14 protein-coding genes are annotated in these 14,689 nt (G+C 26.2%); 3 read left to right on the plus strand and 11 right to left on the minus strand.

Going from position 1 to position 14,689, the window contains the following annotated elements; translation table 4 throughout:
* Positions 1-43 precede the first annotated feature (43 nt).
* Positions 44-922, plus strand: a complete 879-nt coding sequence (locus SALLE_RS04600; protein ID WP_115558451.1) for a hypothetical protein — start codon at positions 44-46, stop codon at positions 920-922.
* Between the two features lie 53 nt (positions 923-975).
* Here the strand turns inward: SALLE_RS04600 and SALLE_RS04605 are convergent, their stop codons facing one another.
* The 3 genes from SALLE_RS04605 to SALLE_RS04615 all read right to left on the minus strand — a co-directional run bounded on the left by SALLE_RS04605 (position 976) and on the right by SALLE_RS04615 (position 3,653).
* Positions 976-2,046, minus strand: a complete 1,071-nt coding sequence (locus SALLE_RS04605; protein WP_115558452.1) for an oxidoreductase — start codon at positions 2,044-2,046, stop codon at positions 976-978.
* Between the two features lie 150 nt (positions 2,047-2,196).
* Complete coding sequence (locus SALLE_RS04610; protein ID WP_115558453.1) at positions 2,197-2,835, minus strand: NAD(P)-dependent oxidoreductase; 639 nt, start codon at positions 2,833-2,835, stop codon at positions 2,197-2,199.
* A gap of 161 nt (positions 2,836-2,996) precedes the next feature.
* Positions 2,997-3,653 carry a hypothetical protein gene (locus tag SALLE_RS04615; protein WP_115558454.1) on the minus strand — a complete coding sequence of 219 codons (657 nt, stop codon included), beginning with the start codon at positions 3,651-3,653 and terminating at the stop codon, positions 2,997-2,999.
* A 228-nt stretch (positions 3,654-3,881) separates the two neighbouring features.
* Between SALLE_RS04615 and SALLE_RS04620 the strand changes: the two genes are divergently transcribed.
* Together SALLE_RS04620 and SALLE_RS06060 are read left to right on the plus strand one after the other, a co-directional pair.
* Positions 3,882-4,154, plus strand: coding sequence for a hypothetical protein (locus tag SALLE_RS04620; RefSeq protein ID WP_115557854.1), 273 nt, complete (start codon positions 3,882-3,884; stop codon positions 4,152-4,154).
* Between the two features lie 143 nt (positions 4,155-4,297).
* Positions 4,298-4,999, plus strand: a complete 702-nt coding sequence (locus SALLE_RS06060; RefSeq protein WP_281267724.1) for an IS3 family transposase — start codon at positions 4,298-4,300, stop codon at positions 4,997-4,999.
* 88 nt (positions 5,000-5,087) lie between these two features.
* Here SALLE_RS06060 and SALLE_RS04630 read toward each other — a convergent pair whose 3' ends face one another.
* From SALLE_RS04630 to SALLE_RS04665, 8 genes are all read right to left on the minus strand, one after another.
* Positions 5,088-5,780, minus strand: a complete 693-nt coding sequence (locus tag SALLE_RS04630) for a hypothetical protein (RefSeq protein WP_115558455.1) — start codon at positions 5,778-5,780, stop codon at positions 5,088-5,090.
* A 149-nt stretch (positions 5,781-5,929) separates the two neighbouring features.
* Positions 5,930-6,724: a hypothetical protein gene (locus tag SALLE_RS04635; RefSeq protein ID WP_115558456.1), complete on the minus strand. Its 795-nt coding sequence runs from the start codon at positions 6,722-6,724 to the stop codon at positions 5,930-5,932.
* A 259-nt stretch (positions 6,725-6,983) separates the two neighbouring features.
* Positions 6,984-8,633 carry a hypothetical protein gene (locus tag SALLE_RS04640; protein ID WP_115558457.1) on the minus strand — a complete coding sequence of 550 codons (1,650 nt, stop codon included), beginning with the start codon at positions 8,631-8,633 and terminating at the stop codon, positions 6,984-6,986.
* On the minus strand, positions 8,620-9,375 hold the full coding sequence (locus SALLE_RS04645) for an ABC transporter ATP-binding protein (protein ID WP_115558458.1): 756 nt from the start codon (positions 9,373-9,375) through the stop codon (positions 8,620-8,622). The genes SALLE_RS04640 and SALLE_RS04645 overlap by 14 nt, the downstream gene beginning before the upstream one ends.
* A 170-nt stretch (positions 9,376-9,545) precedes the next feature.
* Positions 9,546-10,322, minus strand: a complete 777-nt coding sequence (locus tag SALLE_RS04650) for a hypothetical protein (protein ID WP_115558459.1) — start codon at positions 10,320-10,322, stop codon at positions 9,546-9,548.
* Positions 10,323-10,332: 10 nt separating this feature from the next.
* Positions 10,333-11,106: a hypothetical protein gene (locus SALLE_RS04655; protein WP_115558460.1), complete on the minus strand. Its 774-nt coding sequence runs from the start codon at positions 11,104-11,106 to the stop codon at positions 10,333-10,335.
* A 10-nt stretch (positions 11,107-11,116) separates the two neighbouring features.
* Positions 11,117-12,775: a hypothetical protein gene (locus SALLE_RS04660; protein WP_115558461.1), complete on the minus strand. Its 1,659-nt coding sequence runs from the start codon at positions 12,773-12,775 to the stop codon at positions 11,117-11,119.
* Between the two features lie 15 nt (positions 12,776-12,790).
* On the minus strand, positions 12,791-14,680 hold the full coding sequence (locus SALLE_RS04665; protein WP_115558462.1) for a hypothetical protein: 1,890 nt from the start codon (positions 14,678-14,680) through the stop codon (positions 12,791-12,793).
* Positions 14,681-14,689 lie beyond the last annotated feature (9 nt).

Raw genomic sequence — 14,689 nt, forward strand, 5'->3', positions numbered from 1 at the left:
TATGATTTTATTATATACTATATATGAACAAGGACAGATAAAAATGAAAAGTTTTATTAAAAAGTACTGATATGCCATTATCCCATTTATTAATTTTTTATTTATCTTAATCTTTTTTATTTTTTTTCTATTTTTTGCTAGTAACGGGATAAACCATGCTAAAAACCAAATGCAATTAATTAATTTAAATAATCTTAAAAATTTATTAGAGGAAGATGAATATTATCTTATTATCAACGAAAATAACAAGTCTAGAGTGGATGGTATTCTTGACGGAGTTTTTCAAGATGCATTTAGTTGTTTAGAGGAAGGTATTCCAATTGAAAAAGATGAGAATTGGACTTTTTTTATTGAAGAATTCACATCTTATCAAAAATATGAAAGTAACTTGAATTACTTTGATTTTGCCTTAGAAATTATAAATTTGCCTATAACATTTTTAAGTTATCAATGTCACAGTTTTCAGACCAATGATTATAAAGCGGTTTTTCACCCCAAAGCAATATCCAGTTTAAATCAGCAATATTACGAAAGCGATATCATAAATAGCAGATTCTGAGTTAATTTTCAAACTGATAATAATTACTTTATTTATCAAAAAACCTTTACAGAACAAATGGTAAAAACCTTGATGGCAATAATTAATCAAGATTTAGAAAATCCCGAAAAGAAGATTCTTTCCAAAAATTATAGTCAATCAAAAAATTACTATTTAAATAAGCGGTTGGAAAATTTTGAGATTTTTTTAAAAAGTTATGAAATCAAAAATTATTTAAAGAACCTATTGAATAGTTGTTATATGACAGTGATATGAATGCCCTTGTTGGTAACTGAAATTATTTACGGACTCAGCTTACTAATTTTCTTAAGATTTTCAGAAAACTACTACTTCCATAAATATATTCAGGTAATTGATCGTTAAAATAAAAAACTTATCCTTTGATTAACAAGAATAAGTTCGCCTTTATATTTTATCTATTTACTTTCTAAATCTTCAACTAATTTTTTATATTGTTGAGGACCTCATCAAATATTATTATTTCAATGGTATAGCTCATTTAATTCTTCAGCTTTTAAGACGCTGTTGATAACAATATTTGGATTAAAAATTATTTCTCTTCCAATTGCCACTAAATCAATATCATTTTTTAAAGCTACTTCAATATCGCTGCGATTTTGGTAATTTCCAACTGTAATAATTTTTTTATTAGTTCATTTAGAAATCTCTTTTGCATATTTTAATCTAAATAATTTAGTTCCAGCAGTTTTAATTATTTTTCCCATATAAACAACCCCGATTGTAGCTCCACTAGAAATATGGAAGTATGACATATAAGGGTCTAAGGCTTCAACTAACGGTTTCATATCATTGATTTTTAATGGGGACTCATCAACATCATCTTCAACTGAAAATCTAATTCCAATTCCTATTTTAACTTCTTGAGTAATTCTCTTAGCAATTGTAATTATCATTTCTGATCTTTCAATGATATTTGAACTTTTATTTACTTCATTTAAAAGTGGGTGGTAGATTTCATTTAAGAGATAACCATGAGCGGCATGAAGTTCTATGAAATCAAATCCAGCTTTTTTAGCTCGCATTGCTGCACTAATAAAATCATTTTCAATTCTATTTAAATCGCTTTTTTCAGCTATTTTTAATTTACTTTGATTTAGGTAATTAAAATAATTTGTTACCCCAATTGTTTGCATATCTAGTTCTGCTTTTGCCCCGGCATGATTTAGTTGAACCCCAATTACAGCGCCCCCTTGATGAGCAATGTCAACAACTTTGGCTAAAGGAGCAATCTGAGTATCATTTCAAAGACCTAAATCCTTTTCTCTAATTCTTCCCTCACTTGAAACAGCAGTCGATTCAACAATAATGGTTCCAATTCCCCCGTATGATCTAGAACCATAATGTTGAATATGAAAGTCATTTGCTAAACCATCTTCACCCATTAAGGTGTCCATTGGTGGCATTACAATTCGATTTCTGGCAAATTTATTATTAGTAATTTCTATTTTATCTGTTATTTTCTTCATTATAATTACTTCCTCTACGCTTTAATTAGCGTAAAGTAATATTAATTCAAATAGAAACCAAATGCAAGTGTTTTTAGAGTGGGCAATCTTTCGCTAATTGTTTCATTAAAAAATACCAACTTGAAAAGCTGGTATTTTATTGCTAAAAATTTATTCACCAATTACTGTAAATCTTTTATTAATAAATTTTTTATTTTTAATTTCATCAATCATCGCTTTGGCATAATCCTCATAAGTTATGTAACTTTGATTATTTTTATTTAAAATAACATTATCAAATCCTATTTCATAATTACCAGTTCCAGGTTTTTGGGCATCAAAAATGGCTGCCGGGCTAAGATAAGTTCAATTAACATCTGCTGTATTTTGTAATTCGTCAAACGCCAAAGACATACTTGTTGCCAAAGGTACATAATCTTTTGGGAATTCTGGGGTGTTTAAAAGTTTTGTAGTTTTTTCATCGTCCACAAAAAGAGAACCCGCTCCTCCAACTACCATCAATCTAATGTTTGTTTTAGATAAAATATTAGCTAAATGCTTTAGACTTGATTGGTGTAAATCCAATTTATCAGGTTCAAAAACCCCAAATGCATCAATTACTACATCAGCTGTTGCTAAATCTTCACTGGTTAAATCAAATAAATCCTTTTTTAAGACTTTAACTTTACCATGATAGTTTTCATGCAAGTCACCTCTTACCACAGCGATAACTTCATAATTTTGATTTAAAGCTTCTTTGACAAGTGCTTTACCTTGACGACCGTTAGCTCCTATGACAAATATTTTCATTGTTATTCCTCCTTTGGGTATTAACCTCATTAACTACATAATAGACCTAATTTATCTTTATGTAAAGCATTAACTTTATTTTAAAAAATGTAGCTTTATTTATAAGCTACATTTTTAAATAATTATTTAAGTTTTCTTATCAAATTTTCTTTACGTTTAGTTTAAATCATTCAGGTTCTATAAAATATAAATGATATAAAAATAGCAATAACTGATCCTAATCCAAAAATAATAGTCATGATAGCCATTATTTTATATTCAATTCCAAAAAGACTTTTTAGTCCTAAGGCAGCTGTTGAGGTTTGAGAACTCAAGGCTTCAGCACCGATTTTTTGTTCCAAAAAGTTTTCTCCAAAATATCAATCTAGATGTTTATTTAAAGTTATTTCATAGATATCTGGTTTTAAAAATAAGATTAACTGAACACAAATATTTATAGTCAAAATCATCATAATAATTCCATAAAAAAGCATTATTGAGCCATTCAGTAGTTTATTATGAATTAAAGGTATTAGAACAACAGGAATTATGATAACTATTCAAAATGGAATTAAAACAATTTGTGTCATAAACTTTGAGCTTGAACTACCCAAATTTCCAAAAGACACAATCATTAAAACTGGATTAAAAATTTGATTAGCAACCGATCTATTATTTTTGTTTATAAAACCGTTAAAATAATCTTGTTCCACAAGCGGAATTTTTGAAAGCGAAACTTTTTCGTTGGAAAGAATGATGTAAAAGATTAAATTAAACAAACCCGTTAAGAATGATAAAGTTACAATTATGTAGACATATTTATTGTTAAAACTTTTCACTTAATAAATCCCTTTCAACACATTTCTAAAACATAATTTACTTAAAAATAGTCTTTAAATAACATAGTATTTATATTTTTAATATTATACCCTATTATTTTCTTTAAACTAGACTTTTTTTATATAAATTTTAAATTTAATAGAAAAGCAATTGAAATTAATAGAATGAACCCGCCATTGTAATATCTGGGAAACCCCTTATAATACATTTAGGAGGTTCATTTTTTTATGGCAACTAAAGGACAAAAATTTAACAGCTATACTAATGAATTAAAAAAAGAAATAATGGATTATGCAAGAACTGAGGGAAATGTTGTGGCAGGAAAAAAATTCAATATGTCTCACCACACTATCAGGGATTGATTCTATAAGGAAAGAAATAGCATTTCTCCCAACAAGGAACTAAATAAACAAAAAAAAGAAATGGATTCTTTGGAGGAAAAATATGAAATTTTAAAAAAGCTCCATGAATTCTACAAGTCAACAGAAGACAAAAAGTAGAATTCATTCGTGAGGAATTAAAAGATCATAAGTTAAAAATTTTACTTGAAGTTTGTGAATTAAAGCGTTCTTATTGAAATCGTTTCAAAAATAAAGACTGAACGATTATTAAAGATCAATTTCATATTGATACGCTTTGAAAAATTTTTAAAGAAAACAAGGAACAGTTTGGTTACAGACAATTAACCAAATTTACTAACGAATACTACGAATCAATTGGTTTACCAAGAATTAATCATAAAAAAGTACTTAGAATTATGAAAGAACAAGGAATTATTTCAAAATATGTCAGGAAATATATTTACAAAAGACGAAAAGCTAAAGTAAATAAAATTTGAGATTTTCCAGACTTGGTTAAAAGAAAATATAATATTCAAAAGGAACTTACAGTTTTATATACAGATGTAACATACTTAGTTTTAAATGGAAAAAGAATGTATCAATCAACAATTATTGATGCTTGTACAAAACAAATAATAGATTTTCAAATTTCTAAATTTAACGATTTAAAATTGGTTTTAGATAATTTTAATGCTGCAGTGATTAGAATAAAAAAAATTAATTCTAGCACAAACGGAATTATAATTCATTCTGACCACGGATCACAATATATCTCAAATGCTTACAAAAATAGATGTCATGCAGAAGGGATCAAAATTTCTATGGGAAGAGTCGGTCAATGTAGTGATAACGTTGTAATTGAAAGCTTTCACGCTCTTTTAAAGAAAGGAACAATTCATAATAATGAATATACAGATATTAATGCCTACGTTACTGATGTCATTGATTGAAATAACTGATATATATTTAAAAAAAATAAAAAGCTTATTGAAATTTTTCAATAAAGCTCTTTGCATATTAATATGGGTTCATTCTATTAATACTTACTTTTTTGGGTTTATTAAACTTAGTGTTGATGTTTCTAAGTCACTGTTAATGTTTTCTTCTCAACTTTTCTTTACGTTTAGTTCTAATCGCTCAGGTTCAATAAAATACAAATGATATTAAGATAGCACCAGCGACTCCTAATCCTAAAATAATTGTCATGATAGCCATTATTTTATATTCAATTCCAAAAAGACTTTTTAACCCCATTGCAGCTGTTGAGATTTGAGAACTTAATGTTTCAGCACCAATTTTTTGTTCCAAAAAGTTTTCTCCAAAATATATATCTAGATGTTTATTTAAAGTTATTTCATAAATATCTGGTTTTAAAAACAAGATTAATTGAAAGCAAATATTTATAGTCAAAATAATCATAACAACTCCATAAGTAAGCATTATTCAACCGTTGAGTTGTTTTTTATGAATTAAAGGTATTAGAACAACAGGAATTGCTACAACTATTCAAAACGGAATTAACACAACTTCTGTCATTAAAGCTCAGTTTGAACTACCTCAACAACCAAAAGACATAATCATTAAAACTGGATTGAAAATTTGGTTAGCAACCGATCTATTATTTTGGTTAATAAAACCATTAAAATAATCTTGCTCTACAAGCGGAATTTTTGAAAGCGAAACCGTTTCATTTGAAAGAGTGGTGAAAAGGATTAAATTAAACAAACCCGCTAAAAATGATAGAGCTACAATTATATAGACATATTTATTGCTAAAATTTTTCACTTAATAAATCCCTCTCGCTATATTCTTATAAAATAAATTACTGATTAATTATTTCAAAATAATTATATTATTTAACTATTTAATATTATACCTTATTATTTTTCTTTAAATTAAATCGTTTATATAAATTTTATGTTTATTATTTTAATCTATTTTTTTAATAAAGCGACAATCGATTCAGGATTATCTGTTACATACATTTTTGTAAATGGATACAAATATGCAAAAGTGCTATAGAAAATAATTGGTATTAAAGTCAGGATCGAAATTGAGGTTGATACTATTGAAAATATTTTGTTAGTCTTAGAATCAAAGATATTTGTAACACCTGATTCAACAATTTCAAATTGTTCTTGGATTACTGGGGTTAAGTTGTTTTCTTGAAAATCTTTAAATTGACTAAAAAATTGGTTTTTAAAACTATTAGAAAAAGCGCTATAATTAGTTATATAAAAATTTTGCACAATTAGTATAACAATTACAGGAACTACAAGATAAAAACCAATTAGGCATTTTCTAAAATTTGCTGTTGCAATTTGATCGTTTTCAGTACCTCAAAAAACATCAAACAAAGCTATATATAAGGCAATCGGTCAAAATATAGAAATAAGTAAAAGCACTAATGAAAAGATTCATAAGAACATGTTAGTGCTTCCGCTATTGTAACCATAAAACATAATCTTGGGTTGAAACTTTGCTTTTGAGTAAATTTTGATTTTATCACTTATAAATCCGTTAAAAAAACTTTCTTCAACTCCGGGTATATCTTTGAAGTAAACTCTACTATAATCTAGTCATAAAAATCATCAAAGATTAATAATTATTAGAGAGGAAATCATCCCAATTATTATTCAATAATAAACTTTAAATTTTTTGGAATTCAAAAAGATATTCTTAAGTATAAAATTATTTTTATCTTGTTTTACTATACTAATCTCATTCATTTTAAGAACCAGCTTTCTGAAATAAATATTATTTATTATTAATTGAATTATTTTGCAAATAAAATATAACTATTTAATTATATACTATTAATAATCAAATATAAAATAACAAAACAGCTTAAAAAGCTGTTTTGTTTTAAAAGAAATTTTAATTTCCCAGCACAGAATTGACCATGCTAAAATCACGGTTAATCTTTGCTGCAAATATCTGTGTCTTACATTTAAATATTATCATCTAAATTTTAACAATACTTTAATATTATTGAATTAATTTTCTCTTGAAAATTCAGTAAGTTGAGCAATTAATTCCAACCCCAAATGCACTTACAATTAAAAACTGAATTAAGAATATGTAGCTTAAGTTTTTATGACTAATTTCAATAGCATTAAAAATAGTTTGTCCATCTTTAAAACTTTGATATTTTTTATCAAAGTAGTCTTCTTGACTTTCGCTTCATTCTAAATATTCATTTTTTAATTTTTCATCTTTGATTTTTCATTCTGTTTTAGGGGAATTTGGAACCCCAAATAAATTACTTTCATAAAAAGTCTGACTTGTCATATTTGACCCATACATTAGGTTATCGTAGAAGTAGAAATAATCTCATAAACTCTTATTCACAGTTCCATCTTCAAATTCTGTAAAAGCAGAAAAAACACTATTATTATTAATTGCAATTGTTAGCATTTCTAGCAGTGCTAAGTTTACTGAAGGAATTTGAAAATGATCACCATACATTAGGTTTGTATCATTTTGAAATTTAGAATCATTAAATTGTGAATTTCCCCTTGTGATTAAAGCATAGGAATTTGATGGTTTGCTATTTTTTTTAGTTGTTAAAAATTCAAAATGGTTTAAAAAAGGAACGATTGGTTCTAGATATGTTTTTGTAACTTGATGACTACTTTTAGAAATTACATATTTCACATTGTCTTGAGTTCTTGATTTTAAACTAGTCATGCTGCTGTGATCTCTTGATAAAACAAACGGTAAAGAAACTTCTTTATGTTCTTTTTCTTGTTTCAATAAGGTTGTTTCGATATCTTGAAAAACAATTTTTAATGAATTTGATTCAGGAAGCTCTTCAACTACATCTTTAAAGGTTCCGTTTTCTAATTTCATAAATTCAGACCCTTTATCTGTACTAATTGATTTAGCAATCGTAATGAATTCTTGGTAATCAGAAATAAAATTCTTGGTTTCATCATTTTGTAAATAAGCTTTATTTAAAGTATTGGAAATATTTTGAGTTACCCCGATTCTGGCATTGACTTCAATTTCATCTGTATAAATTTTTCTTGATTTTAAACTTTGTGTCCCCGCTTCAACAAATGGTGTTAATAAAAAACTAACAACTAATAAAGTTCCAATAATAATAGCGGTGGTTTCAGATAAGAAATTAACAACAAGATTGATAATACCAAAGAAGATAATAACAAATACAAGCACAAATAATTGTGATCCTAGCATTTGAGCTGAGGCAAAGTTTCAAGATACACTATAATTAAATACGGTAATAATTGTGAATAAAAAACTAATAATAACGTTAATAGCGAAAATAAACAAAGTATAAAAAGCTATTATGAAAATTCTCATTAAGAACTGCTCTTTGTGGGCTCAAACATTTCTAATTTCAATATCCAACACTCCCTCTTGTTTTTGCTTTTTGAAAAAGTAATTGAACAAGAAGATTAATTGTACTCCAAAAAGTAAACTTAGTGTTGAGGCCTTAAAAATAATAATATAGGTAAACATAATTCCCCCGATAGCTTCAGGAATTAAGAGAAAGCCAAATATATCAAAAAGTAAATTAATTATTAAAATAAAAATACCTAATAATAAAATCCCCTTTTTAGCCAGCAAAACTTTTATATTTAAAGCAGCACAGATAAAATTATTTTTTCTCATTTTTGATAACTCCTTTTTCGTTGTGGATTAGTTTTGAAAAGTCTTTCTTTTGTTTATGAGTGAATTGGTTATAGATATCCAGGATTTTTTCCTTTTTATTATTAAAGTTTTTGTCATAAACAATTGTCCCACTATTAATAACAATCAAATGATTAATATATTTTTGTAACTCATCAATAATATGGGAAGTAATTAAAATTCCTTTATTTGATTTACTTAAAAATTCAATAACTTCCATCAACTCTTCGCGACTTTCTATATCTAGATTAGCTGTAGGTTCATCTAAAATAATATATTCAGGATCATTTACTAGGGTTGCAACTAAAATCCCTTTTTTCTTTAATCCTGCCGAAAGCTCGCTAAATTTTTTATTACTAATTTCTTTGAAATCTAAAGTTTCAATAATACTTTCCGCTTTTTCTTTAGCCTCTTTTAGACTTAATCCTGAACAAACCCCATTATAAATCGCATAATCGATAACCTTCATTTGTAAAGGAATGTTATTTGAATCGGGGAAAAAGGCAAGTTTTGACATTTCCTCATTTTTAATTTTGGCCCCATCTAAAAGCACTTCACCGTCTTTATATTTTATTAAGTTGAAAATGGCTTTAATAGTTGTTGTTTTACCAGCGCCATTAGAACCAACTAAACCGATAATATCTGATTTTGAAAAATTAAAGCTAACGTTTTCAATTCCGGTTTGGTCTTTATATTTCTTGGTAATATTTTTTACTTCTAACATTATTTCTCCTTATGTTGTTAAATTAGTTTTATTATTTATATATAACATAATTATATTGTACCATTTTATAAATATAATTATATTAATTAGAAATAAAAAAGGAAGCTTTACTTCCTTTGTGTAATCAATGCAATAATATCACATCAAAAATTTAATTAGTTGCTAAATTTTTATTTTCCCTCTTTATAATCTATTTCTTTGGCCCTATTTTTATCAAATTTAGAAAAAGCTGCAAAGTTACCAAAGAAAGCAAAACCTGATAATAATACAATAGAAAAAATTGTTGAAAAGGTTGAAAATATTTCATTTGTACCAGAATTAAAAATTCTTTTAGCCCCTTCCTTAGCTATTTCAAATTGATTTTGTATTTCAAGACTTCAATTATTTTCGCCAAGATCAAGAAATTGATTGAAGAACTGAGTTTTAAAACTATTTGAGAAAGTATCAGGATCAATCATATAAAAGTTTTGCACAATGACAATGATAAATGCAGGTAATACTAAATTTAATAAGATTAAAAACTTTCTAAATTTTAAAAATATTGAATTTTTAATTTTGGTGACTGAATTCACTAGATGAAAAATGAAAATAGCGGGTCATAATATTGAAAATAAAAACAAAACTGATGTCGGAATTAAAACTGCTCAATTGGTTATTCCGGTTCCAAATCCAAAAATCATCATAGACGGTTTGAATTTAGGTCCGAAGTTAATATTAATATCTCTACTCAAAAATGAATTTAAAAAACTTTCTTCCATACCTGGTAAATCCTTAAAAAAAATTTCTTCTCCTCTTAATCAGATAAGTCAATATAGATTAATAAATATTCACGGCAAAATAAATCCCGTCACAAAATAATAATGAAACTCTAATTTTTTTGAACCAGCAAATACATTTTTAAAATATATTTCTTTTCCTTCTTCCATTCTAATATCAATTTTTTTCATTTCTAATTTCCTAACTTTCTAAACTATCTTTTATAATTTTTTTATTATTTTTATCAAAATTTATGAAGAATGCAAAAGTACTATAAAATAGAATAACTGAAATTGATAAGACATAAAACGTTGTTGAAATAATTGAAAATATTTTATTACCACTAAAATCAAAAATTTTTACCGCCCCTGCTTTGGCTATCTCAAATTGATTTTGAGTTTCTTGGGTTCAATTTATTTCACTTAGATGTGTAAACTGTCTAAAGAACTGGGTTCTAAAACTATTTGATAAAAGATTAGAGTCAATTATATTAAAATTTTGAAAAATTAAGATAAATAACCCCGGGATTAGAATTCAAAAGGAAATAAGACACACTCTATAATTTAGAATACTTGGAACCCTTGGGTCGTTATAAGAATATAAAGCAAGATAAATTCAAATTATGGGTCATAGTACAGAAGTCACAATTAAAACCGTTGTAATTATTAGTCATGGTCAGCTTGTAACTCCTTGACTAAAACCAAAAATCATCATAGTTGGCTTTATTACTGCACTATTTGCGATATTAGTTTCGTTATTTACGAAACCATTAAAGAAATGTCCATCAACACCTGGTAAATCTTTGATTAAAACTTGTTGGCCACTTAATCAAAGAAACCAAGCGAGATTTATTAAGGTACACAACAATATTATTGCCATTATAAAAAAATAATAAAAATTTATTTTTTTAGGATTCATGAATATATTTTTAAATTTTGATAATTCTTCTTCTTTGATATTTGTTTGATTTTTCATTTTTTAAAACCTATCTTTCTAAAACATTTACCAATTTTGAAATTTTTTGCTCATAAATATTATCAAAAATATCATTTCAATAATTTCTATCGCTGTAGCTATATTCAATTCTAAAAGAATTCAATTTATTTTTTTTAATTTCTAATTGCTGGGCTAATTTTGATTTTAATTTTAAAAATTTTTCAATTAATTCTGCATCAGAATACAAATGTGAATTAGCCTCTTTCACTTCAGAAACTTTATTAATTCTAACTATGTTTCCGTTAGAAAATATTTGATCAATATTTGAAAATTCGGTTTCCAAATAATTTATCTCATCTTCAAAACCACGATTTAATGACTCCATTTCTAAATTATTTATTTTTAGATCACTTGACTCTCTAAATAATTTTGAAGACTCGTAGTTTATTTCCGTTATTTTTTCATCAATTTTTTCTAAATCCTTTTTAGCAGAAATATTTTTTTCACTATTTAATTCATTTATTATTCCGTTAAAATCACTATTCATATTTTCTCATTGAATACCCATAGTTATCATCGTATAAAGAGTTGTGACAACTGTTAATAAAGCGATAGAACGATCAATAGTTTTAGCGGCATCTTTCACATATGAAGAGAAATTATTAGTAATATTTCAAAGTTTGTTAATAGTAGAGGGCAGAGTAAACACAAGCGGAACCAGTGTATATAGTATTTTTAAATCATAATATGTTTTTTCAAATTTTTGCCCCATTAAATCAACACTCGCTTCATAAGCAAGAGCTGTACCTTTGTGTATCAAGGAGGACGCCAACGCACTTGCAACAAAAATTGGCAAAAATATAGATAGGGCATTTAGAGCGACAGTAGCTGTACCTGCAATTTCAGATATTATCATTTCAGCCAAAGCTGCAGCTTTCGCAAATCCTAAAAATTTTATCAATTTATCGATTTCTGATAATACACTTTCTATATTTTCTTTTTCAATTTTTAGTTTTTTGATTTCTCCTCCTAAATTTTTTGTTAAATCATCAATTTCATTAATTCTTATTTTATTGCTACTTATTATATTTAAATTATTTTCAATTTTTCTTAATAATATTTTTTTCTTCAATTCTTTAAGTTCCTGAGATGTTGTTAAAACATCTTCAACCGATTTGCTATAATCATAAATTAATTTATATTTATCTATTTGATTAAGATTTGATCACTCTTCGAAATTATATTTAAAAAATTCAATTCTAGATAAATCTTTGTAATTTTCTCTATCTGTTATATTTTCATATGCCAAAACATTTTGAATTAAAATATCCTTAACAAAACCAATTTCCATTCTTACCTTTTTTTCTGAATAATTTTCAGTAACAAGTCTAGAAGAAATTTCATTTTGTATAGCGAAATTTGAATCTAAGAAATCGCTACCCCCAATATTTGAATAATAATTTGGAAGCAACTTAATTTTTTCCAACTCATTCAAATAGTCTTCTGTCATTTCTGAAGGAATATTCGCCTTCAAAAATCGTTCGCGAACTAATTTTGATTTTGTAAATTCATAATTGTTGCTCAATTTTATTGATAATTCATTTCTTCTAGATAAGGAGTTAGCCAATATAGCAGAACTTGATGTCACTATAATAATACTTCCAAACACTGCCATCATAATTTTTCTTTTATTACTTATATTTTTCATTTTTTAAATTTCTTTCTATTTAATTTTAATAAAAATTACTTCTTCATTTTTAATTCACTGCCCTTTTTTAAAAGTTATTACAAATTGCTTATTTCAATTTTCAAATTCTGCTTCATATCAATCAAACCACTCGATTGTATAGTCTAAATTTTCTTTCATAAACGGAATGTTATCAATTAAAAACTGATTTAATATTTTATAGTTTTCCAAGTTCGAATTTTTATTATTTATATTTAGCTTTTCAATTTCTAATCTTATTGAAGATAATCCAAACTCTGCTGGATACCATTCTATTTCCTTGCCCTTCAATAATCTAGAATTGATTATCGGTTTTAAAATCACCGATTCTCCTATTTTCAAAAATTCAGTATCAGAATTTCAAATTATCTCATAATCTAAATGCTCACTTAGCGATGAGTATTTTTCATTGCTTGATAACAAGTCCTTTATTATTTTTTTGGTTAGCTGATTACTCATTCCCGCAGATAAGTTTAATGCCGGCATAATAAAATTGTTTAATTCCTCACTATCAATGAATTCGAAATTTATAACAATTTCATTTAAATCGTTATTAAAAAAATAAGAATTTTCCCTCGGGGTTATGCTAATAGATGAATCTGCATAAATTGTATTTTCTAAGTTATTTTTAGAAACTATTAATTCATCTGTTATGTCTAAAATTGGAGAAAAAGTTTCCAGAACTAACAAAAACTGCTCTTCAAAATATTTATATTCAGTAACTCCCGGAGTTACTTGAATTTTTCTAAACTCTTCGTTTAGTTTCGATAAATTAACTTTAGGTACCACAAATTCCAATGAATCTCCAATTAAATAATTACTTGATTCAATTACACTTAAATTAATTTTGTTACCTGGTATAAAAAACTCAAATTCACTCGAATTGCTAATAATATAATCAATTCCTCTTTTTGCATATGGAACTATGTCTAGAATTTGGGCTTCTAAATTATTTTCATAAATTTTTACATTAGTATTAAAATCTAAATCTAATTTAGAAATGGTTTCATTTAATTCCTTAATGTTGAAAGTACTAATTGTAAAAATAATGTCGTCACCAATTAAAAACCTTGATTCTGGATCAACAATAATTTTTACTTTATCCCCCTCTTTCAAAATTTCAAAAGATGTGGAGTATTCAATTTTGTAATCTTGGTTTATTTTTGCTCCAAAAACATGTTCATTTATCTTCTTTTCAACCCTATCGTTAATAATTGAATGCTTTTCATTTATTAGGGGCTTGATACTTTCAAAATTAATTAGATTAATGTCGAATATATTAATTTGTAATATGGCCGCACCTTTTATAATTTCTGAATCAGGAATTGATTGAATTGTAATTAAATCTCCTTTTGAAAAAACAGAATTTTGTGCCATATCATAAATTACTTTAAAATCCACTTCATGTTGGGCTGCTGGAATTGAGTTTTTCAATTCCAAAATCAGATTTTTTTCAAAATTATTCTTTTCATCTCCAGGAAGAGGCTTTACTAGCTCTAAATCTGACTGAAATCTAGAAAGGCTTATATGATTTACTATTTTATTTATTATTTTTCCATAAATTTTGTTATTGTCTTTAATGGTTCTAATATAAATTTCATCATTCACCGAAAAATAATTTTCTTTATTAGTTGATATTATTTCGTAATGAGTTTGATAAAATACCTCATTTGACCAATTTCTAAATGTCTCAATTATCTCATTAAAATAGTCTTTAGCAAGTTCTTTAGGTTTTGGCTCTCTAATACTTTTTTCTATATCGCCAATATCTAACATTTCGACTTCATTTTCAAAATTATTTTGTTTTTTTGCAGAACACGAAATTGTAGAGATTGCTGATGTTGTCGCTGGAATAATAAAAAATAAAGATAATATTATTCTTTTCATTTTAATGTT

The organism is Spiroplasma alleghenense, from assembly GCF_003363775.1.
Classification (GTDB): domain Bacteria; phylum Bacillota_I; class Bacilli_A; order Mycoplasmatales; family Mycoplasmataceae; genus Spiroplasma_B; species Spiroplasma_B alleghenense.